This window comes from Acinetobacter sp. WU_MDCI_Abxd143 (assembly GCF_025514195.1).
In the GTDB taxonomy this organism is placed as follows: Bacteria; Pseudomonadota; Gammaproteobacteria; order Pseudomonadales; family Moraxellaceae; genus Acinetobacter; species Acinetobacter pittii_H.
This window is the reverse complement of the sequence record NZ_JAHPTH010000001.1, coordinates 147,464-169,017: the sequence shown is the minus strand read 5'-3', so window position 1 is coordinate 169,017 and position 21,554 is coordinate 147,464. Positions and strand designations below refer to the sequence as shown.

Below are 21,554 nucleotides of genomic sequence, written 5' to 3'. Positions count from 1 at the left end.
CAACGCAGGGAGTTCTGCGTTAGTTTTAAATATATGGAGATCATCAGATGAATAGTCGAGTTAGCCAGCAATTAATTACGGTTCAGCAAGTCGATAACGTTTTGAATCCTATTACTGAATCAAATGGTATGCCAAATTTAGCATATACCAGTAACGAATATTTTAATTTTGAACGTGACAATATTTTAAGTAAAACTTGGGTATGTATTGGTTTTGCTTCAGATTTACCTAAAAAGAGTTATGTGAAGCCTGTTAATTTTATGGGCATGCCTTTGGTAATGATGCGCAACCGCGAAGGGGAAATCCAAGTTTTCCATAACGTTTGTAGCCATCGCGGTATGATTTTGGTGCAAGAAGAAGGCACTATTGAAGGTGTGATTCGTTGCCAATACCACTCTTGGAGTTATGACCTAAACGGTAACTTAAAAGGTACTCCACATGTTGGCGGAATTAACCAACATAAAGATGAACGCTTTAAATGTGAAAAACATGGTTTAAAAGCTCTCCGTTCAGCAATCTGGATGGATATGGTTTTCGTCAATATCTCTGGTGATGCACCAACTTTTGAAGAGCATATTGCGCCGTTGGTTGAACGCTGGAAGCCTTTCTTGGGTGAAAATGGTTTAGAGCTTATTCGTAGCAGTAAAGTAGGTTCAACTTTTGAGTTACCTGTAAAAAGTAACTGGAAACTTACAGTTGAAAACTATTGCGAAGCTTATCACTTACCATGGGTACACCCAGCATTAAATACGTATTCAAAACTTGAAGATCATTACAACATTATGTTCGAAGATCGCTTTGCTGGTCAGGGCAGTTATAAATATAACTTGTCAGCTACAGCGGGTACGCATTTACCAAAATTCCCAAGCTGGCCAGAAGATCAATTGCGTCATGCAGAATATGTAGCTGTGTTCCCGAACGTATTGTTAGGTATTCAAGCTGATCATGCATTTGCAATGATGATTGATCCAATTGCTCCAGAACAAACAATTGAAAAATTACGCCTCTATTACGTTGGTGATGAGTCACTTGACCCTAAATATGATGCATGCCGTGAAGCAACTTTAGAATCATGGAAAGTTGTATTTGCTGAAGATGTATTTGCAGTAGAAACCATGCAAAAAGGTCGTCATTCACCTGGTTTTGGTGGTGGAGTTTTCTCTCCAGAGATGGATTTACCGACTCACTTCTTCCAAAAATGGTTGGCGACTCAAGCTAAAAAAGCTTTGGAGGCATAATATGCAACATTACCTCAACTACGTTGATGGCCAATGGCGAGATGCTTCTCGCCAATTGGAAGTTATCAATCCAGCAACTGATAAAGCTTTTGCAACAGTGGCTCGTGCAAGTATCGAAGATGCAGATGCTGCAATGGCGGCAGCACGTCGATGTGTAAATAGTGGAGCATTAACAGATGTGCGTCCTGCAAAGCGCACAGCATGGATGTTAAAAGCTGCAGAAGCGATTCGTGAAATTGCTGAAGAGGGTGCATTAATCCTGTGTCGTGAAAATGGCAAAAATATTGATACTGCGCGTGAAGAGTTCGATGAAGCTGCTCGCTATTTTGAATACTACGCTGGAATGGCAGATAAAGTTGAAGGTATCTCGGTACCTTTAGGTAAAGATTATGTCGATTTCACCTCATATATTCCAATGGGTGTATCGGTTCAAATCGTACCTTGGAACTTTCCTGTTTCGATCTGTGCACGCTCATTAGCACCTGCTTTAGCTGCTGGTAATGCGGTTGTAATTAAGTCACCTGAAGTTTCACCTTTAGGAATGATTTTACTCATCAAAGCTATTGAGAAAGCTGGTTTTCCACAAGGTGCAGTGAACTTACTTTGTGGTAAAGGTTCAGAAGTTGGTACTCATCTGGTTAAACATCAAGATACGAATCAAATCGTATTTACTGGTTCAGTTCCAACAGGCCAACGCATTTTGAAAGATGCAGCTGAACGTGCAACACCTTCAGTAATGGAATTAGGCGGTAAGTCAGCTGCAATTGCTTTTGCTGATGTTGATCTTGAGCAATTACTACGTAGCGTTAAAGTCGGAATTTTCTATAACTCTGGTCAAGTTTGCTCAGCGATGTCTCGCTTATTGGTTCACCGCAGTCGCTATGAAGAAGTTAAAGCAGCAGTCGTTAATCTTGCAGAGAGTTTAACGGTAGGTATTGGCGAAAGTAATGCTGAACTTACTCCAGTTGTATCTAAAGATCAGCAACAACAGATTCTTGCCATGATTGATAAGGCACGTGAAGAAGGTGCCAATGTTTTAACAGGTGGGAAAGCTGCAGATCTAGAAGGTTACTTCGTCCTGCCAACAATTATTGAAGCAAAAGATGATATGTCGATTGCTCAAGAAGAAGTTTTTGGACCTGTAATGGTGATCATGCCATTCGATGACGAAGACCAGGCAGTTGCAATCGCAAATGGTACGGACTTTGGACTTGTTGCAGGTATATTTGGTGAAAATCTGAATCAAACACTTCGAGTAGCAAACCGTCTTATTGCCGGTCAAGTCTTTATTAATGAATGGTTTGCTGGCGGTATCGAAACACCATTTGGTGGTGTGGGCTTATCTGGTTTTGGTCGTGAAAAAGGGCAGGAAGCCATCTACAGTTATGTTCAAACTCGCAATATCGGTATCCGTTTGAAACATAGCGTGTAATTTGTAAAAAATAAGGGAAATAGACAAGATGAGAAAGTGGTTATGTATTGTCTGTGGCTGGATCTATGATGAAGCTAAAGGCTGGCCTGATGACGGGATAGCACCAGGAACAAAATGGGAAGATATTCCAGATGACTGGATGTGTCCAGAGTGTCAGGTGGGTAAAGCTGACTTCGAAATGCTTGATATCACAGATATTGAAGAGGACGAAATCCCTCAAGTAGCAGCCGCTGCAGTCATTGAACCAGTTGTTATTATTGGTAGCGGCCATGCTGGTTATCAAGTGGCTTCGACTTTACGTGCACAATCTCCAGACTTGTCTATTACCGTATTTACTGCTGATGACGGTGCTTTATATAGCAAACCAGCTTTATCTAATGCTTTAGCATTAGGTAAAGACGGAGATAGTTTAGTTCGTGAGTCTGCTCTAAGTTGGGAACAACGTTTAAATATCCGCGTTTATCCACATACGAAAGTAACTCATATTGACCGTGCCAATAAGAAGCTTCAAACCACTATTGGTGATTATCCTTACGGTAGACTCGTGCTCGCTACTGGGGCAACACCAGTTGTAATTCCAATTGATGGTGATTCGACAGCAACACTAAGTGTAAATGATCTAGCGGATTATCGCCGTTTCCGTCAGCAATTATCTAATAAAGAGCATGTCACAATTCTTGGTGATGGTCTGATCGGCTGTGAATTTGCCAATGATTTAGCTGCACATGGTATCAAAGTTACAGTTGTCGGGCTTGGTAAATGGGCAATGGAACGTCTTATTCCAGAACCTTTAGGTCATGCTCTACAAAATGCTCTAAGCCAGTTAGGCGTAGAGTGGAAATTACAAAATAGTATCCGTTCTATTCAATCTGCAAACGGTCGCTACCAGTTAACACTCCAAGACGGTCAAAGTGTTGAGACTGACTTGGTATTAAGTGCCGTAGGACTGAGACCAAATATTGCTCTTGCTCAAGAAGCAGGTCTAGAGACAGCACGTGGTATCTGTACTGGTCTCGATCATCGTAGTAGTGATCCTTCTATTTTTGCATTAGGTGACTGTGCAGAAGTGAACGGACAATGGGCACCTTATATCAACCCAATCACTCAAGCATTACCAGCTTTGGTGAATAATCTTTTAGGTCAATCAACTGACGCAGATCTGAAATCAACACCTGTTTTAGTAAAAACACCAATTTTGCCATTGTCTGTCTTGCCAGCAATGGGAACAGGTGAGTGGAAAGTGGAACAACATGACGGCGAGTTAGCTGCAGGTTTTTACAATGAACAAGGCAAATTAACAGGCTTTGCCTTACTTGGTCGCCAATTACAGCACCATCGTAGCGAGTGGCTTGAAAAACTAAATTCGTGTCCATCCACAGTTTAAGTTAAGGGAATAACAAAATGATTGCTTTACCAAATGATGATAGTACCTGTGGTTGGTATGCGGCATTACCTCCAGCAGGTCCTGCTAAAAAGTTAATAGGTCCACAAAAAGCTGACTATGCCATTATCGGAGCAGGCTTTGCAGGCTTAGCAGCAGCTCGAAGATTAGCTGAACTCAAGCCGAACGCCCGTATTATTTTAGTTGATGCACAACGTGTAGCAGAAGGCGCTTCAGGACGTAACTCAGGGTTTGTAATTGATTTACCGCATAAATTTGCTTTATCACATCCTGATCCTTCGCATAAGCAAAAATTATTGAGTCTGAACCGATCGGCAATTGCTCAATTACAAGGCTTGGTGGAGCGCCATAACATTGATTGCCAATGGTCTGCCGCCGGTAAATATCAAGGTGCTGTAGGTGAGCGTGGTGAAGCGCATCTCAATCATTTCGAGCATCTAATGAAAGATTTAGGTGAACCATATCGTTGGGTCGAAAAAGCAGAACTTAAAAAAGTTTTAGGTACCGATTTTTATAGCCGGGCGATTTTTACTCCTGGTTCATATTTGATGCAACCAGCAGCTTTAGTACGCGGTATGGGTGACAATTTACCAGACAGCGTTGAGTTATTAGAGCAATCTCCAATTCGTAGTTTGCAAAAAAGCAATAACCAATGGCTTTTACAAGGCGATGAAGGGTCAATCACAACACCAAAAGTTCTACTTGCGACGAGTATTTTTACGCGTGAATTTGGCTACTTGAAGAACCGTTTATTACCAGTCATGACTTTTGCGAGCTGGACACGTCCATTAACTGATCAGGAAATGAAAGTTTATCGTGGTGAGTTAGATTGGGGGCTTACTCCAGCTGATCATGCGGGAACAACGTTAAGAATGACGGCTGATCGCCGTATTCTAATTCGTAATACTTATAAGCATGTACCTAAATACGGTGCAAACATAAACGATGATAATCGTCGCTGGATACAAGAAGATCATCGCAAAGCATTTTTAGATCGTTATCCAGATTTGGCAAATGTTCCGTTTACCCATACATGGGGAGGTGTTTACGCTATTTCTCGTAACTTCACTAACTTCTTTGGTGAGTTAGAAGACGGCGTTTATGCAAGTGCTTGTGACAATGGTGTAGGAGCAGCATGGGGCACAATTTCTGGAACGTTATTGGCTGACCTCGTTGTTGGTTCAGATTCTCAAGCTTTAAAAGATATTCAGTATGTCACTGGTATGCCTAGCTTAAATCCACCAGAACCGTTCTTAGGTTTAGGTGTCAGAACACGTATTAGATTTGAAAAATGGCGCAGTCGTAGTGAATTGTAAGCGGGAGAAGTAAATGAAAGAAGTAAAGTTAGTTGATAGCGCTCAACTTGATTTTAATTTACGTGGTGAAACACCAGATGGTACAGCTTATGTGGCAAGAGCATTAGGAGCTGATGTTTCCCCAAACATGGGTATTGGTTTTGCACGCTGGGAAGGCGCGGAAGTAAGTTGGAAATTACTTTATGACGAAGTCATTTTTGTAATTGAAGGCTGTTTTGAACTTACTGCTAACGGTCACAAATATGAAGTTCGTCCAGGACAAATGTTGTGGATTCCTGAAGGAACCGAACTCATTTATGGTGGACATGCGGTATTTGGTTATGTAGTACATCCAGGTAACTGGAAAGAATTGCACGGAATTGCATAAAAGAAACGACCCATATTGTTCAGGAAAAGAATAATGTGGGTCGTTTTATTCTTTCTGAGAACGTAGCTCTGAATTAGGGCTAGTACAGATTAACGAAAATTTTAAATTTCAGGAGCTTCTCCTGAACAGGGAAGTGTTGTCTGAAAAAATAAGCAGAGGACAGGAAAGGTTTTCTGCAAATCTTCATTTAAACAAGGATTTGTAAATGAGCAAAGTCTATTTAACACTTGGATTTGGGTTAATTTCAGTTGGAATGACATTACCTGCTTTTGCTGGAGTAACTTTTGGAGATCCTAAAAGTGATACGGGTGCTTTAACAATTTCAGGTGCTATACGTGGAAATTATCAAGATAAGGATTACGGCGAGTCTGCATCAGACCAGAAAATAAAATTTGATGCAGCTATTTTAAGACTAGGTTATGAGTCACCCGACTGGTTTGGAAAAGTCGAATATCGTTGTTATCAATACGATAAATTCTGTGATTTCTCGACTCTAGTTTATGGCTATGCTGGCTACCATTTAAACGCAACAGATCATATTACTGTAGGTGTGCAACCCATTCCCTTTGGTCCAGGTCGTTTTTGGGATAGCAGCTTTTACGCTGGTATTAACAACACTATGGGTTTGCAGGATGCTTCTAATCTAGGTGCAAACTATCACTTTGAATTACCATCTGCGACTAAAGTGGATTTGGCTTATTTCCCAACTGATGGTGGTAACTATCACGGGACCAGCAAAGACTCAGCGCGTTATACGGCTAATGTAGTCACCTCATCTGATCCACTCAAAACAAACTTGAATGAAAAAAACATGTGGATGGCACGTGTAGATCAAGATCTTAAGTTTTTAAGTACAGACGATCTCAAGGTATCGGTTGGGGGAAGTTATTGGTATTCAGATATTGAGAATAAAAAAACTTCTGCTGATGGAAATCGAAACACTTGGGCTCTATTTAACCGTATTAACTATAAAAATCTGAATGTCGTGCTTACTGGAGGGCGACAATCGATTAGTAATAAAGATGCATTGAGTCCAACTAGCTCAACTTTCGGTTCTTTTGACGGTGAATACGATATTGCCAATAAGGGTTATTTCTACACGGTAGATACCAGTTATATCTTTAAGAATGTACGAGACTCACTCAACGTAACGCCTTATGTCGTGTTTAGTGGTTTCAATAAAAAAGAACAAGGCTTTGACGACTCACAGCGCAACATTGTGGGTGTGGCATGGGACTATAAAAATATTTCTTTATATACCGAATATGTGATGAGTAAAAACGATCCGTTTGTTGGTGGCAATGGTAGTTCTCTTGCAGCAGGCGATGATGGGGAATGGAACAAACTTCTCAATCTAATGTTGATTTATAGCTTCTAAAAGTTTGCTTGGGGTTTTTTATTTATCAATTTTCAGGAAGTTTAAAAACTTCCTGAAGTCGTTTAGGAATAATAAAAATGTCATCACCATTTATTAGTACATTCATTTTGTTTTTCTCACTACTTAATCCATTCCTCATGAGCATCTATATGATTGGACTAATTCGTCATACGGATACTAAAGTATTTAATAAGGCTTTGATTCAAGGTGGTCTTATTGCATATGTAGTTTTTCTCTTATTTGCATGGGGTGGAGAGGCAATTTTTAATCGGTATTTAAATGTAAGGTTTGAATCATTTCTAATTTTTGGTGGTCTGATTTTTCTAGTGATTGGATATCGATATGTATTTCAGGGTGCCGATACCATTGGTGAAATGCGAGGAGCACCCGAACATTTAGCTGGGACAGTCGCTATGCCATTTATGATTGGTCCTGGAACAATTAGCGCAGCTGTAGTGACAGGCATGAGTATGTCTCTTGTAGAGGCGGCTATAGTGATCGCCTTAGTACTATTTGTGAGCTGTAGTGTTTTAATAGCAATGAAATTTTCTCATGATCACTTACGTTATAGCCATGCCAAATATATTGATCGTTATTTTGATATTGTAGGGAGGTTGGCTTCTTTATTAATTGGAACAATCGCAGTCGATATGATTGTAAATGGTGTTACACGTTTGATTGATAAAGTTTGATAAAGTTTGATAAAAGTAAAAAGTCACAGCCAAAATAGTATGGCTGTGACTAAAAAATTAAGAAGCTAATTTCGCTTGGTTATGGTGAACATGGTTTTTTCGAATTGAGAACCAGCAGATCAATGACCCGAAAGTAACCGTTAATGCGCCATACCAGAAATTGATTGTTAAATCGGAGTTCAAAACAAAAGCTGAAAATGCCGATGAGAAAATTGGAGAAAAATAAGAAAGCATAATCAAAACGGGCATATTGCCTTTGATAATACCAATATTCCACGCTAGATAGCCCATAGAGAAAAAAACAGCATTGATAAAGACAAACAGGTAGCCGTTAATGCCATGCGTATGAGGTAGATGGAAACCCTGAGTAGAGAGAGTAAGAATCCATAAGGCTATAGCTGTTAAGATAAAATAAAGCGAAACAGCATTAGTTCCATTACTTTGCTTTTTGGTGTAGATACAATAAACAGCCCAAAGAATAGCTGCTAAAAAAATGAGCAAGTAACTAATCGGATTTTTTGAAAAGTTATCAATAAAGTTTAGATTTGGATGATAGTTGATTACAACTATCCCTGCAAAACTTACGATTACTCCTAATATAGTCAATAAGTTTACTTTTTCTTCTTTTAATACTGCCAACATAATAATAATTAAAGTCGGCCACATATTAAAAATAATATTCATTTCAATCGATTTTTCTGATGAATTTGCTAGAGTAATTGAAAAGGCAAAGCACAGTTCAAAAACGACAAAAAGCAAGCTAGATAAAATAAGAAATTTTTTTGAAACCTTTTTTAAATCGGGCAGACCATATGTTAAGAATAAAATAATAGCACTGATGGTATATACATAAGTCACTGTATAGATAGGACCAAAACTTTCTGTAGAAAGCCTGAGTAAGCCAACTAAAGTGGACCAAAGTAATAAAGCTGAAACACCGATTAAGGTTGAGATTTGGCGGCTCATACGATAGACCCGATTAAAAAATTAATCATAATTTTTAAATGGGCGCTTTAATAGTTAGTCGAGCACGATAAATAATCATGAGTTCATGACTTTTTATCATCATTAAAAATAGATAATGAAAATACTTAAAATATATTTTTTATAATTTAATTAGTCGTTTTATTTTCTTTTAAGTGTAATAAGCATCACACCAAAAATATTAAGAAAACAGCCTAGCCACTGGATTGTATTTAAATGCTCACCTAAAAGAAAGACTGAAAACAGAATAGTAACAATTGGGCTAATGGATGAAATAATAGCAGATTGCGTTGCGCCTACGTACTCTATACTTAATATTAATAAGAGTGTGGGTAAAACCGTAACAAATAAACCTAAACAGATTCCGTACCAAATAACTTGTATAGGTAAAGAGGTAAGTAGCTGTATAGGATGACTAGTTACAACTAGAAAATGTATAAGTGTGCCAATACAAGCTGCTGATAAAGATAGTCCCGTTAAGTTCCATGAACCAAATTTTTTAATTAATGGTGGGGTAAGTAAGAGGTAGCAAGCAAAAGCAACTGCACTAGCAAATACTAAACTTGCTCCAAACCAGAAGTTATGTTGATCTGGAAGCGTTTTTTGCTCTTGGAGCATCACAATGACTGTTCCACCGTAACTTAAGATAAGTGCAAATAACGTTTTTGAACTTAATTTTTGCTTGAGTATAAAACTCGACACCAAAACGGTCATGGTTGGATATAAGAATAAAATGATTCGTTCTAGTGACGCCGTAATAAACATGAGTCCATAGAAGTCGAGCCAGCTAGAAATGTAATAGCCTAATAAGCCAACAGAAAGTAAATATAGAATATCTTTTAGCTTGATATTGCGATTTTGATGGCGACAAAACCAACAGATAACTAAAAAGAAGGGTAGAGCAATGCCCATTCGGATAGCCATTAGAGTAATGGCATCTAATGACGGAGTAAGGCTATATGCCTGTTTTATGAAAATAGCTTTACTGCTAAAAAGAAATGCAGAGATAAATGCAAACAAGGCACCAAGTTGAATTAAAGAAATATTGAGCTTCATGGAACCTTGCTGCATGAATAAAGAGTGTTTTTTTGAGAGGGTTTAAGCTTCTGAATTTTCTTTTGATGCTGAAATTTTATAATAAGCAACATCATATTCTGCTTTCTTGTAAGCCTCATAAGATGCTTTGCTAATAACAACAGCAGATTCTCGACCTCTGCGAGTAATTTCTACAGGATGCCCAGCGACAGCTTGATCCATAATCATAGTAAGTTGTGCTCTGGCATTTGAATAATTCCACTGATTCATTTGTAGTTCTCCCTGACTAAATCAGGTTCAAGATAGGTGAAATGTACGCTTCGCTTCAATGGATATATTTTCAAGATATGATGAGTTTTAATCATAGATTGAGGCGATTTCTGCTCTTGATGAGCAATTTAAAATAAAGACTCAAAGCAAAATACTCTCTTTTTTAAGAGAAAGTATTTTGCTTTTTATTCAGTAAGTTTGAGTTAATGAAAAATTTCACTCATTGTTTTACCCTTGGTTTCAGGCATAAATAGGTAGGTAATTATTGTTGCTATCAAACACACCCCAGCAGCGATCCAAACTGCTAATGCTGCTCCATGTGCTGCAACAAACATAGGCATCAAAAACACACCTATAGCGGCGCCAACACGAGACATTGCTGCTGCAAAACCTGTACCTGAACAACTTATTTCTGGGCGTAAAACTTCTCCGGGGATAACTGAAATCATCCCTGCAGTAATAGCATTAGCAAATGCGAAAACTAAGAAACCAATCAGAATCCATGTGGGATGATTTGCTGCTAAAGCCACAACGACTAACGCAATAGTACACACAAGAATTGGAAGAATTGCCATTTTACGGCGCGACACTCTTTCAATTAACAATACAGCTGCAAGTGTTCCAAATACAGCAAATGTGTTAAGGAACAATCCTCCTTTAATACCGTCTTGTAAACCTAATTTTTCTAAAATCATTGGAATAAATACACCAATTGCGAAATAAGGTGCGGAAGTACCAATAAAATATATAGAAACTAAAGTTGTACCTTTGATATTTTTACTTTTGAATAAATCAAAGAAGCTTGTCTTTTGTCCAACATTTGCATGCTTCTGATTTAAAATATCGTTCTTGTCTTCTTCAGTAAAATACTTATGTGCAATTCTAGAAGCTTCTTCTTTACGTCCTTTACTCATGAGCCAACGAGGAGATTCTGGAATACCACTACGCATTAATAAAACGATTAAAGAGGGAATTGCACTAATTCCTAAAATCACATTCCAACTCGCAATATGATTTTCAATCATAATAAAACTTAGGGTATACGAGACAAGATATCCAACAAACCAAGAGGTTTCAGTCAAAATCAATAATTTACCTCTTAAGCGAGCTGGAGCAAATTCTGCAAGCATCGGCCAACCGACTGCATATTCAATTCCAATCGCGACACCCATTAATAGACGAGCTATAAAAAGTGTGTAGGGATCAGATGCAAAGAATTGTCCAATTGAACATATGAAGAATATAAAAAGGTCGATCATGAATAGGGGTTTACGACCAAAGCGATCTGAAAAATATCCGCCAATTGGAGCACCAAAGAAAATTCCAATGAGTGAGGCTGCACCAATTAAGCCTTGCCATGTAGTTGATAAATGCAAATCGGCTGTAATAGAGGGCATTAATGCCCCTAAATAACCTAAAACAAATCCATCAATAAACATCCCGCCTGCCATGAGCCAAGCGAGTTTTGTCATAAAGCGACGTGCTATTTGATCTTGGGAAATTAACTGAGGTGGGGAAACCACTTGTTGTTGATTCATGATACGCTCCTTGTGTATCTTCCTTTCTTGTATATATGTACTTGCTTTAGTTTTTATGGGCGATTGAGGAGTACTTTTGAATAAAGTGACTCCTCATACTTCATCCTTTTCGCGCCATCTTTGTTAGTCCTTGAGCGTTATTAATTCTTCCATTGAGTAGGTATATTTAAGACAATAGAAGGCTATAACACTCATTAGAAATGAATGTCTAGATAACTTTGAAGTCTTAAAATTTGGCTTAAAACGTACATAGGGATGACTGTTTTAATTTTTAAAAACAGTCATAAATGTATAGTTTCTTGAGCTTGCCTTATTTAAATGAAATCCTGTTTAGTCACCCCAAACAGCGACTGGTGAACCCAATAAATCTTCATCAACAGTAATACCAAGACCAGGTTTGTTAGGGACCATCACACCGCCATCAACAATCGGTGCATCAAATTCTGCTGTGTGAATGCTTACCATCCCTCGTGTATCTAAAAGACATCGTAGGTTTCTCTCAGGAATCGTTGCTCCAAGATGAGCAATTGCTGCAAATGGAATATCTGAACCTACGGTTTCTTGAACGCTTAGAGAAAGCCCAGCTGCAAGACCAATGTCACGATGTCGGCGTGAATGAGTTAATCCCCCAGCTTTGGAGATTTTTAAACCTACTCCATCAATGAGATCTTCAGTAATTGCATGGATTAAATCTTCATCTTGTTGGATCAGTTCATCAAGAGAGAAAGGGACATCACAACGTTGACGTAATGATTTGGTTTCACGCCATGTTTTACATGGTGCTTCTAAAACAAAGTCGAGACCTTTAGGGAGTAAACGGAAAATTCTTAATGCCATTTCTGGTGTAAGGCCACCATTCGCATCAACAATAAAAAATTCACCTGGTTTTTGATCAGCCAGACTTGCTTTAATACGTTCAGCATCTAGGACCGGACCACCTTCGCTATCGACTGCACCAATTTTCACTGAATGGCCTAAATAACCCAGTTCACGATGTTTAGCCACATTTTCACGCATTGCGTCAGGGGTGTCGGCATGAATAGAAGAAATCACAGGTAATCTACGACCAGTTGAACCACCTAATAATTCACATACAGGTAAATTTACCGATTTGCCAAATAGGTCCCAACACGCTAGATCAAGTGCTGATTTGGCGTGGTTATGCCCAACAAGAGCATTATCCATGGTCTCATTAATACGATCGACTTGACGTGGATCTTTACCTAATAAGTGAGGCGCAATTTCAGCAATACCGGCACGTGCACCTAAAGCGTGAGATGCAATATATGTTGAACCAAATGGCGTACTTTCTCCCCAGCCTTCTAACCCGTTATCTGTAATAATTTTTACGATGGAAGCATCGAAGCTACGATATTCACGGCCACCCGAAAGATGATATACACCACCAGAGTAAGGTAGATCGATTTGATAGAGCTCAATACGCTTAATTTTCATGAATATATCCTTGTCTTTAAGACTATTTATTCTTGGTGTTACTGATGACTTCCTTATTGATTAGAAAGAAGCATAAGTAACACCATTCACTTAAATCTGATCTATGCCTCAACTGATGGAACAGTCAAAACGAGCTTGCCCAGATGTTTCTTGCTCAGAAACTCTTCTTGAGCTTTAGCGATTTCATTGAGGGGATAAGTCTTAGCCACTAAAGGACGAATTTCATTTTTCTCGATATATGAAATGAGGTTGGTAAACACTTCATCTTCTTGGAATGTACAGCCCATCAAAGTCAAATCATTCAAATACACTGTACGTAGATCGATCTGCGAAATAGGCCCAGCGATTGCACCAGCATTTGCATAGCGTCCACCTTTACGTAAGACTTCTAATAAAGAAGGCCATTGTGGTCCACCAATTAAATCAATGACTACATCAATTGATTCTTTACCTAACTCTTTAACTAAGTCAGCATTACGGTCAATTACACGATCTGCACCACAAGCTAATACTTCATCAGCTTTAGATAATGAGCAAAGAGCAATAACTTGAGCACCACGGCGTTTTGCAAGCTGTACTGCTGCAGAACCTACACCACCAGATGCACCTGTAATTAATACAGTTTCTGCACCTAATCCAATTCGGTGTAGCATATTTTCAGCTGTTGAATAAGAGCAGGGAATAGAAGCTAATTCTTCATCTGTCCAATCTGAATTGATTTTGTAAGCTTCGGCAGATTTAACTGTAGCAAATTGAGCAAAACCGCCGTTACATTCACTACCGAAAGTCCAGCACTCATAAGGACGATAATCAACGTAAGCACGTAACATAGTGCGGACAATGACTCGTTCGCCTACACGAGATGGGTCCACATTTTTACCAACTGCGACGATTTTTCCGCAACAGTCCGCACCTTGAATAAATGGGAATTTAAGAGGTGTACCTGACCAAGAGGCATCATCATCGCTAATACTTTCAAGACCTTTAGCACCACCAGTGTTTGTAGCTTGTTCGTTGGTCTTTGAGTACCAACCAATACGAGTATTAATATCTGTATTGTTTACACCAGCTGCAGAAACTTGAATTAAAACTTCATCATCTGCTGGGGTAGGAACTGTTACATCAGTACGATATTCAAGCTGGTCAAGACCACCGTGTCCCTTTAATAGCACAGCATGCATTTTAGTAGGCAGTACCATATGTTTCTCCTAGTGAAGTAGTGGGTGGGTTGTAGGTTGTAATAATTGATGGGCTAACTTACTGGCTCTTTGAATTGCTGCTTTACCACCGATTACAGGAGCTAAGGCAACGGCACCTTCAATGATGAGCATCAAACTTTCAGCTCTATCTTTAAAATGGTCAGATGAAGTTTTAGCAAATTGGCCCATTAAAAAATCAAGTGTGCGTTGTTTATGAATAAGCACGGTTTGCACTATTTCAGTCTCTTTATGACGATACTCAGCTAGAGCACGTAAAAATAAACATCCTCTATCACTTTCTTCTTTGAACCAGTTTTCCAATTCATTAAAAACAGCTACCCAATTTGGGATAGAGTTTTCTTTATTCTCAATGCATTGCTGTAGCTTTCTAAAAAAGCGTAATTCTCTTTCCTCGAGTACTTTTAAAATCAATTGTTCTTTCGAGTGAAAATATCGATAAAGAGTTCGTGGAGTTACCTCCGCTTCACGAACAATCTGATCAATTCCAGTTGCATGAAAGCCTTGAAAGTCAAAAAGTCTTTCGGCAGTGTTGAGAATGTCTTGGGCTTTGCTCATATAGAAAGGAGGTATAGTGAACGTTATATTTAAATTAGGTAGTGATTAGCTTATTTTCAAAGGATTAATTTGCATGAATGCATGAGAAAAAGTCATGGATTGATAGTGAGTTAAATTTAAATTAATGAAAATTAAATAAATAATAAGAATTTATATTTTATATTTAAGGTACTTGTGTATTAATTTTGAAGTGCAAGTTAATTAAAAATAAACATTAATTAGCTGACTTTTATAATTTTTATATTTTATAATTATAAATATGGAATATATGAAGTTCTTACATATATTTTTTCAATCTTTTTATAGTGCGGTTTATTTATGTCAAATATGGAAATTCCCTTTAGTTCATCAATGATTCTTCATACTTCAAGATATCTTTTTGATCAACATGGATTTCATAATGTGGGAGTAGACCGTATCTCTAAAGAGTCAAATGTTAGTAAGATGACTTTTTATAAACACTTCAAAAGTAAAGAGAAACTAATCGAGTTGTGTCTTGAGTTTCATCAGGAAACCTTGCAGCAACAAGTAAATTCAATCTTAAGTACAAACCTAAAAAGCCAGAATTTAGATAAGTTAAAAGAAATTTATTTTTTGCATGCTGATTTAAAAAGTTACTACCATTTAATATTTAAGGCTATATTTGAAATAGAAAAAATGTATCCTCAAGCTTATCGAGTAGTTATTAAATATAGAGAATGGTTAGTTAATACAATACTAGAAATATTATTAAATATTAAAAGTAGTGCTTCTGTTGAAGAAGCGAGATTACTTATATATATCATTGATAGTTCTATTATCCAGTCGCTTATAAATGATGAGATTGACCATAGAGAATATATATGGAGCTATTTTGCTGATAAGATCTATAATATTTAAAATTTTATAGTTACCAGCTAAAAAATTAATGCCGAGCTGAGAAAATTACTGTCTGGCTCAGCTAACATCAAGCTAAATAGGTTCTTTCTATTAGTTTATTTTTATATTTTAAAGAAGTTTCTATATCTATAATTTCTGTAATCGTCTGCAACCATAATCCGTCACTTGCTAAGCGAATGAATTCTAATTCATCGTGACTATCTGTACTTGAGTATTGCTTTAGTTTTTCTTTAAGCCATGTACCAAACATTGTATTAAATGTTTGGTCACTAATCATTGTCATATTTAAAGCAGACCAAGGGGAGACAAGACCATCTATTTGAGACATGAAAGCAGTATTTATATATGCTCTAGTAAACTTTCCATGTTGTGTGTCATCTTCGGCAATTAAAGCCTCAACCTTCCGATCCAGATGAGAGATAATCTCTGAAATCATTGCTTCTACTAAAATTTGTTTATTTGCAAAGTGGTGAAAGACTCCACCTTTAGTAATTCCAGCACCATTTGCAACGTTCTGTATAGAAACGCCTGAAGTACCCTTTTCAGAGGCAAGAATAATGGCTTGTTCAATAATATTCTTTCGAATGATTTCAGGCTGCTTTTTAGGTTGCTGTATTTTTTGCATTTAGTGACCTGTAGATTGAGAAAATAAGTTAATAACTAATACTCCAGCCACAATTAGAGCTATTCCAATTAAAGCTGGTGTATCTAGAGTTTGCTTAAACATAATATAACCAACTATGGCAGTTAATATAATTCCTACACCTGCCCAAATCGCATATGCAATTCCTAACGGAATGATTTTAATCACTTGAGATAACAAGTAAAAAGCAATACTAAAAAGAATAACCACCATTAAACTTGGAAATAATTTTGTGAAACCTACTGACTTTACTAAAAAAGTGCTCCCTATAACTTCTGAAATTATTGCTAATCCAAGAAGTCCATAAGCAAATAAAAGATTGTTCATGTAACTTATCCTGCAAACATACCGTTCGGTTGGTATGTTATATAGTAATTTTTTTTTGAAGTAAATTATTTATTTTTAGCAGGTGGGATTTTCCCTACAAGGCAGAAAATATAGGTAGAGCACACGTATGGTGAAATTTCAACCAACGTTAAAAGTTCATTTAGTTCCAAAAATCAGTAAGTGTTCGTTTATATGGTAATATTTAATAGCTCCATAGCTTGGCTATTTTTGCTGGATGGTTTGAATTTTATTGATACAAAGACTTTCTAATGAATACGTTTTGAAAATCAATTTCGATTACTTTACTGCCATCATGTTTGAGTCAATCATTAACGAGTGTTCCTTTCGCAAGTTGGCGCTCAATTTCAGATTTAACTTGTTCCTTAATCTGATCTGGCATATTCTCAGCTGTTAATTGTTGTCTATATAATGATAACAATCATAATAGCTCTTTAGAGATATGAAGAGCTATTATGAATATTTTTATACATCAACTAGAAATTGATAATCGTTTAATAGCATCTTCTAAACCATAAATACTTCCTGCTAAATACTTTGAAACTTGGATACTGCATTCAAGTAAAAGCGAAGTATTTTCGGCAATTTTTTCTTGTGTTAAACGTTCAGAAGGGCCTGAAATGGTAAGCGCCCCTTGTAACTGTCTACCATTGCTAAATACAGGGACAGACAAAGAGGACGTTTCTGGATCACGTTCTCCAAAGGAACTTGCCCAAAATTGATTTTGGATTTGTTGTAGATTCTCATCTACATCAGTTTGAGAAAATGCGCGAAGAATTTTACCCGAAGCACCAACACTGACTGGGAAAGTATCTCCTTCAGAGATAGAAACCTTTACAGATCGAGCGGGTTCAATGCGAAACAGAACCACGCGCTTATCGTTATCTAAAATATAAAATGAAGACGTTTCACCTGTTTCTTTTGTAATTCTTTCTAATACCGGGTAAAGCACATCTTTAAGCTTAAAAGAATTTTGATAAATTCTTGATAGTTTTAACGGTGTAATGCCTAAAGAAAATTGGCCATCTTCATTTCTAACAACATAACCATGACGTTCTAATGAACTCAATAATCTAAGAATAGTACTTTTATATAGCTTTGTACGGCGTGAAATTTCTGCGAGAGATAAGACGGGGCTATCTATATCAAAAGCATCTAAAATAAGTAATGCTCTATCTACGGCAGCTACACCTGAATTTTGCTTATCCATTTGGCTATCAGGATCTTGTGTTGATTTCGTCATACAAAAATATAAAAACTCAATTAATTTTAAGTGTTTCAGGAATAAGTAAGTATAGCTGTAATTTAAAAGATGAAATAGATTTTTTAGTGAATGTCAGTACGTGGCGAGATAAAACATAGAAGAATATAAAAAGTGCCTTCAAATATTGAAAGCACTTTTTATAATTTAGATAAGGCCGATAGCTATAGCGGCAATATACATCACTATGCAAGTTCCAGTACACCAGAGTATAGATGCTTTTTGATTCTCACCATAATCTACATTGGTTAAAGAACATAATAGATAAGTAGAGGCAACCATTGGGCTTAACAAGTGAATAGGTTGACCGATTAAACTTGCGATAGCCATTTCATTTGCGCTGATACCATAATGTGAGGCAGTTTCAGCAAGAATAGGTAGAATTCCAAAATAAAACGCATCATTCGTCAAAATGTAGGTAAATGGCATGCTGATAAAAGCAGTAATCGATGATAGATAAGATCCAGAAGTTTCGGGAATAATTGAGATGAGATGCTGAGCAATAGCTTCAATCATTCCTGTACCTGTCATGATTCCTACAAAAATACCCGCAGCAAAGATCAGAGAAGAAACTGCTAAAACACTATCTGCATATTTCGCGACTAATTTTTTCTGTTCAGAAAGTTCTGGGAAGTTAACCACTAAACCGATACAGAACGCCAAAATGAATAGAGATGCTAAAGGTAAATAACCTTTAATCATTGAAAAAACGAGAAGAATAGTAAGTATCAGATTGAACCATGATTTCCAGCTTTTCGTATTTTGCTCATGATGGATAAGATCGTTATCTGGTTTAATTTCATGAATACCTAAACGCTTTCTTTCTTTTAAACCCAAGTAAAAAGCGACAAATATTACCCAAATAAGACCGGCACACATTACTGGCAACATTTGTAAAAAGAGTCCAGTTGGATCGACTTTAAGCGCGCTCGCAGCTCTAGAGAATGGACCAGCCCAAGGTAAAATATTCATTACCCCAATTGACAGTAATAGAATAGTTGCCATGACTTGTGGTCGAATTCCCACTTTTTTGTACAAAGGTAATAAGGCTGTTGCGACAATAATATAAGTCGTTGCACCGTCACCATCTAGCCCGACACAAATTCCAAGAATACCGGTGCCCACAACAATTTTTAACGGGTCACCTTTAACAATTTTAATGATGAATTGGATGAGTGGATTAAAGAGGCCAGCATCTGTCATCATGCAAAAATACAAAATTGCAAAGGTGATCATAATACCAGTGGGAGCAAGTAACTTAATTCCATCAATCATCATGCTACTCATGTCTGCTACATGACCAGTCAGGAGTGCAAAAATTACTGGAATAAGTACTAAAGCTGTAAGCGCGGATAATCGTTTAGACATTACAGCGTACATAAATACAGCGATCATGCTGTAACTTAAAAAGACTAACATAAATCAATCCTTGATTTACTTAAGAAATAAATTTTAAGTAGGAATTATTGATGAGAAAACATTGGATTACCCGAATGTTCCAAATGTGTAGTTAAGATAGAGCCAGTAGATGAATCGACAATAAATAATTGCTTATTTTCATGACCACCAAAAGCTAGATTGGTAATCGTTCTGCCAGCACACGATTTAATGCGATAAAATGGTTCTGCATATTGGTTAAATACCCATACACATGCTTGGCCCGCATCACAAACATATAGATTTTTATCGGCATCTAATGCCAGGCCATCAGCACCACTTAAACCTCCAGCGAGTGAAGTAAAAATTCCTACTTTTGTGGTAGAGCCATCTTTTTGGATTGGTAAACGCCATACAGCATTTCCACGGGTCATTGCGACAAATAAAGCTTTTTCTTCATAGTCCATGACCAAACCATTAGGACTTGGAGCATTATTAATAAGACATTCTAGATGGTCTGTATTCATGTCATAGCTAAATACACGTCCTGTTGGGTCGTGCATGCCTGTCTGGCCCTGATCTGTAAAATAAAGCTTCCCATCTTGAGAAAAAAATAAATCATTTACCCCTTTAAAACTTTCACTTTTGCGATGTGTTAAAAATGGGCTAACCACACCTGTATTGGGATCTAATTGCATGATTCCATTTTTATAATCAGCAATAAAAATTCGACCGTCCTTATGTATTTTTAGACCATTCGGCCAGCCGTCATATTCTGCTATAAGGTCCCATTGACCTTCTGGAGATATTTTAAAAATTCGTCCAAATGGAATATCAGTAATAAATAAATTTCCATGCTTATCGAAAGATGGGCCTTCTAAAAAGCTCATTACTTTTTGTCCCGGTTTATTAGCACGCCCCCAGTCTGATTCAACATGCTTTAAAAAAACTTCAGGAATTTGACTAAAAACCTGAGTTTGTAATTCTTTCGGTGGTGCGAAAAGACTCATACAAGTATCCTTGCTGTTCTATTCTACAGAACAATGTTCTATTTATAACTATTTTTTAGATTATTTTTAGTCCTGTCAAGTATTTTTAAATTTTTCGAATTTTATTGTTGAGCTATCAAAATTTTAATTTGCATTAAAAATAGAACTATGTTCTATTAGATAGAACGCTATTGGCGTTATATGTGAAATTATTCTTGTACAATAGGAAATGTCAGCTTATGAGCCATTCAAAGGACATCGATATATTGGTGAGCGAGGTCGGACCTCGCGATGGTTTGCAAAGTATTAAACAAACCATGCCAACCGATATGAAGAAAAAATGGATTTCAGCTTTAGCTCAAGCAGGATTAACTGAAATAGAAGTTGGATCTTTTGTATCTCCAAAATTGCTGCCACAAATGGCGGATTGCGGAGAGTTGGTTAAACACTCTTTGACTTTAAAAGATGTATTCGTTGCAGCTTTAGTCCCAAATTTAAAGGGTGCTGAAAATGCATTTAACGCAGGGGTTCAAAAAATTACGATCCCTGTTTCAGTGAGTGAACCTCATTCACTCTCAAATATCCATAAAAACCATGCTGAAGTTTATGAAGAAGTAAATTCAATTATTCAGCTTAGAAATGAAAAATATCCTGGAATATTAATAGAGGCAGGCCTATCCACAGTTTTTGGCTGCACAATTCAAGGTGTTGTTACAGAAAATGAAGTCCTATCGATGGCTCATCGAATGGCAAAGTTAGGCGTAGATGAGATTGGTCTAGCAGATACGGTTGGATATGCAAATCCTGTCCAAGTCCGCAGTCTTTTTAAAAAATTAAAACAGGAAGTCGGGAATTTAGCAGGCAGTGCCCATTTCCATAATACGCGTGGGCAAGGTCTGGCAAATGTTTTAGCTGCGATTGAAGTGGGTGTGACCACATTTGACGCTTCACAAGGTGGTATTGGTGGTTGTCCATATGCCCCTGGTGCATCAGGGAATATTGTTACTGAAGATTTAGTTTACTTATTAGAAAGCATGGGACTACGTACTGGTATTGATATAGATCGACTTGTTGAAGCGCGAGAGTGGTTGAAGCAAGGAATACCGGGAGAGCCACTATACGGATTTATTCCAGATGCAGGCGTAGGTAAAAATTTTAAATATGCAAAGGACCTGTAA

Annotated in this window: 21 protein-coding genes and 1 pseudogene; 10 read left to right on the top strand and 12 right to left on the bottom strand. The window is 37.4% G+C overall.

Annotated features, from left to right (window positions below):
- Positions 1-47 precede the first annotated feature (47 nt).
- The 8 genes and pseudogenes from KTI79_RS00775 to KTI79_RS00740 all read left to right on the top strand — a co-directional run bounded on the left by KTI79_RS00775 (position 48) and on the right by KTI79_RS00740 (position 7,825).
- The gene (locus KTI79_RS00775) at positions 48-1,238 is read left to right on the top strand and encodes an aromatic ring-hydroxylating oxygenase subunit alpha (RefSeq protein WP_044103498.1); all 1,191 of its coding nucleotides are present in this window, start codon (positions 48-50) and stop codon (positions 1,236-1,238) included.
- A 1-nt stretch (position 1,239) separates the two neighbouring features.
- On the top strand, positions 1,240-2,670 hold the full coding sequence (locus KTI79_RS00770; RefSeq protein ID WP_086376180.1) for an aldehyde dehydrogenase family protein: 1,431 nt from the start codon (positions 1,240-1,242) through the stop codon (positions 2,668-2,670).
- A gap of 28 nt (positions 2,671-2,698) precedes the next feature.
- Positions 2,699-2,860, top strand: a pseudogene (locus KTI79_RS00765) (rubredoxin); the annotation flags it as partial.
- On the top strand, positions 2,849-4,054 hold the full coding sequence (locus tag KTI79_RS00760) for an NAD(P)/FAD-dependent oxidoreductase (RefSeq protein WP_228148548.1): 1,206 nt from the start codon (positions 2,849-2,851) through the stop codon (positions 4,052-4,054). The pseudogene KTI79_RS00765 and the gene KTI79_RS00760, both read left to right, overlap by 12 nt.
- 17 nt (positions 4,055-4,071) lie before the next feature.
- The gene (locus tag KTI79_RS00755; RefSeq protein WP_086376182.1) at positions 4,072-5,388 is read left to right on the top strand and encodes an NAD(P)/FAD-dependent oxidoreductase; all 1,317 of its coding nucleotides are present in this window, start codon (positions 4,072-4,074) and stop codon (positions 5,386-5,388) included.
- A gap of 13 nt (positions 5,389-5,401) precedes the next feature.
- Positions 5,402-5,755: an ethanolamine utilization protein EutQ gene (locus KTI79_RS00750; RefSeq protein ID WP_003650499.1), complete on the top strand. Its 354-nt coding sequence runs from the start codon at positions 5,402-5,404 to the stop codon at positions 5,753-5,755.
- 205 nt (positions 5,756-5,960) lie between these two features.
- A complete protein-coding gene (locus KTI79_RS00745; RefSeq protein ID WP_086376183.1) occupies positions 5,961-7,133 on the top strand; it encodes a hypothetical protein in 1,173 nt (390 codons plus the stop codon).
- 77 nt (positions 7,134-7,210) lie between these two features.
- Positions 7,211-7,825 (top strand): MarC family protein, encoded by a 615-nt coding sequence (locus KTI79_RS00740; RefSeq protein WP_086376184.1) that lies wholly within the window; start codon positions 7,211-7,213, stop codon positions 7,823-7,825.
- Positions 7,826-7,882: 57 nt separating this feature from the next.
- On the opposite strand, the gene yddG is transcribed toward KTI79_RS00740, so the two are convergent.
- From yddG to KTI79_RS00705, 7 genes are all read right to left on the bottom strand, one after another.
- Entirely contained in the window at positions 7,883-8,791 is a 909-nt protein-coding gene (gene yddG / locus KTI79_RS00735; RefSeq protein WP_086376185.1) for an aromatic amino acid DMT transporter YddG, read from the bottom strand.
- A gap of 159 nt (positions 8,792-8,950) precedes the next feature.
- The gene (locus KTI79_RS00730) at positions 8,951-9,865 is read right to left on the bottom strand and encodes a DMT family transporter (RefSeq protein ID WP_199937088.1); all 915 of its coding nucleotides are present in this window, start codon (positions 9,863-9,865) and stop codon (positions 8,951-8,953) included.
- 42 nt (positions 9,866-9,907) lie between these two features.
- Positions 9,908-10,114, bottom strand: a complete 207-nt coding sequence (locus KTI79_RS00725) for a type II toxin-antitoxin system Phd/YefM family antitoxin (protein WP_086376187.1) — start codon at positions 10,112-10,114, stop codon at positions 9,908-9,910.
- A gap of 203 nt (positions 10,115-10,317) precedes the next feature.
- Positions 10,318-11,652, bottom strand: coding sequence for an MFS transporter (locus KTI79_RS00720; RefSeq protein ID WP_086376188.1), 1,335 nt, complete (start codon positions 11,650-11,652; stop codon positions 10,318-10,320).
- Positions 11,653-11,982: 330 nt separating this feature from the next.
- Positions 11,983-13,107 (bottom strand): mandelate racemase/muconate lactonizing enzyme family protein, encoded by a 1,125-nt coding sequence (locus KTI79_RS00715; RefSeq protein WP_086376189.1) that lies wholly within the window; start codon positions 13,105-13,107, stop codon positions 11,983-11,985.
- 101 nt (positions 13,108-13,208) lie between these two features.
- Positions 13,209-14,306 (bottom strand): alcohol dehydrogenase family protein, encoded by a 1,098-nt coding sequence (locus KTI79_RS00710; RefSeq protein ID WP_057070256.1) that lies wholly within the window; start codon positions 14,304-14,306, stop codon positions 13,209-13,211.
- 9 nt (positions 14,307-14,315) lie between these two features.
- On the bottom strand, positions 14,316-14,882 hold the full coding sequence (locus KTI79_RS00705; RefSeq protein ID WP_086376190.1) for a TetR/AcrR family transcriptional regulator: 567 nt from the start codon (positions 14,880-14,882) through the stop codon (positions 14,316-14,318).
- Between the two features lie 318 nt (positions 14,883-15,200).
- On the opposite strand from KTI79_RS00705, the gene KTI79_RS00700 reads away from it, so the two are divergent.
- Positions 15,201-15,761, top strand: coding sequence for a TetR/AcrR family transcriptional regulator (locus KTI79_RS00700; RefSeq protein ID WP_086376191.1), 561 nt, complete (start codon positions 15,201-15,203; stop codon positions 15,759-15,761).
- 67 nt (positions 15,762-15,828) lie between these two features.
- Here the strand turns inward: KTI79_RS00700 and KTI79_RS00695 are convergent, their stop codons facing one another.
- From KTI79_RS00695 to KTI79_RS00675, 5 genes are all read right to left on the bottom strand, one after another.
- Complete coding sequence (locus KTI79_RS00695) at positions 15,829-16,386, bottom strand: TetR/AcrR family transcriptional regulator (protein WP_086376192.1); 558 nt, start codon at positions 16,384-16,386, stop codon at positions 15,829-15,831.
- The gene (locus tag KTI79_RS00690) at positions 16,387-16,731 is read right to left on the bottom strand and encodes an SMR family transporter (RefSeq protein WP_086376193.1); all 345 of its coding nucleotides are present in this window, start codon (positions 16,729-16,731) and stop codon (positions 16,387-16,389) included.
- Positions 16,732-17,221: 490 nt separating this feature from the next.
- Positions 17,222-17,992, bottom strand: coding sequence for an IclR family transcriptional regulator (locus KTI79_RS00685; RefSeq protein ID WP_005110673.1), 771 nt, complete (start codon positions 17,990-17,992; stop codon positions 17,222-17,224).
- A 165-nt stretch (positions 17,993-18,157) separates the two neighbouring features.
- Complete coding sequence (locus KTI79_RS00680) at positions 18,158-19,429, bottom strand: CitMHS family transporter (RefSeq protein WP_086376194.1); 1,272 nt, start codon at positions 19,427-19,429, stop codon at positions 18,158-18,160.
- Positions 19,430-19,473: 44 nt separating this feature from the next.
- Positions 19,474-20,397 carry an SMP-30/gluconolactonase/LRE family protein gene (locus KTI79_RS00675; RefSeq protein ID WP_086376195.1) on the bottom strand — a complete coding sequence of 308 codons (924 nt, stop codon included), beginning with the start codon at positions 20,395-20,397 and terminating at the stop codon, positions 19,474-19,476.
- Positions 20,398-20,615: 218 nt separating this feature from the next.
- On the opposite strand from KTI79_RS00675, the gene KTI79_RS00670 reads away from it, so the two are divergent.
- Positions 20,616-21,554, top strand: coding sequence for a hydroxymethylglutaryl-CoA lyase (locus KTI79_RS00670; RefSeq protein ID WP_086376196.1), 939 nt, complete (start codon positions 20,616-20,618; stop codon positions 21,552-21,554).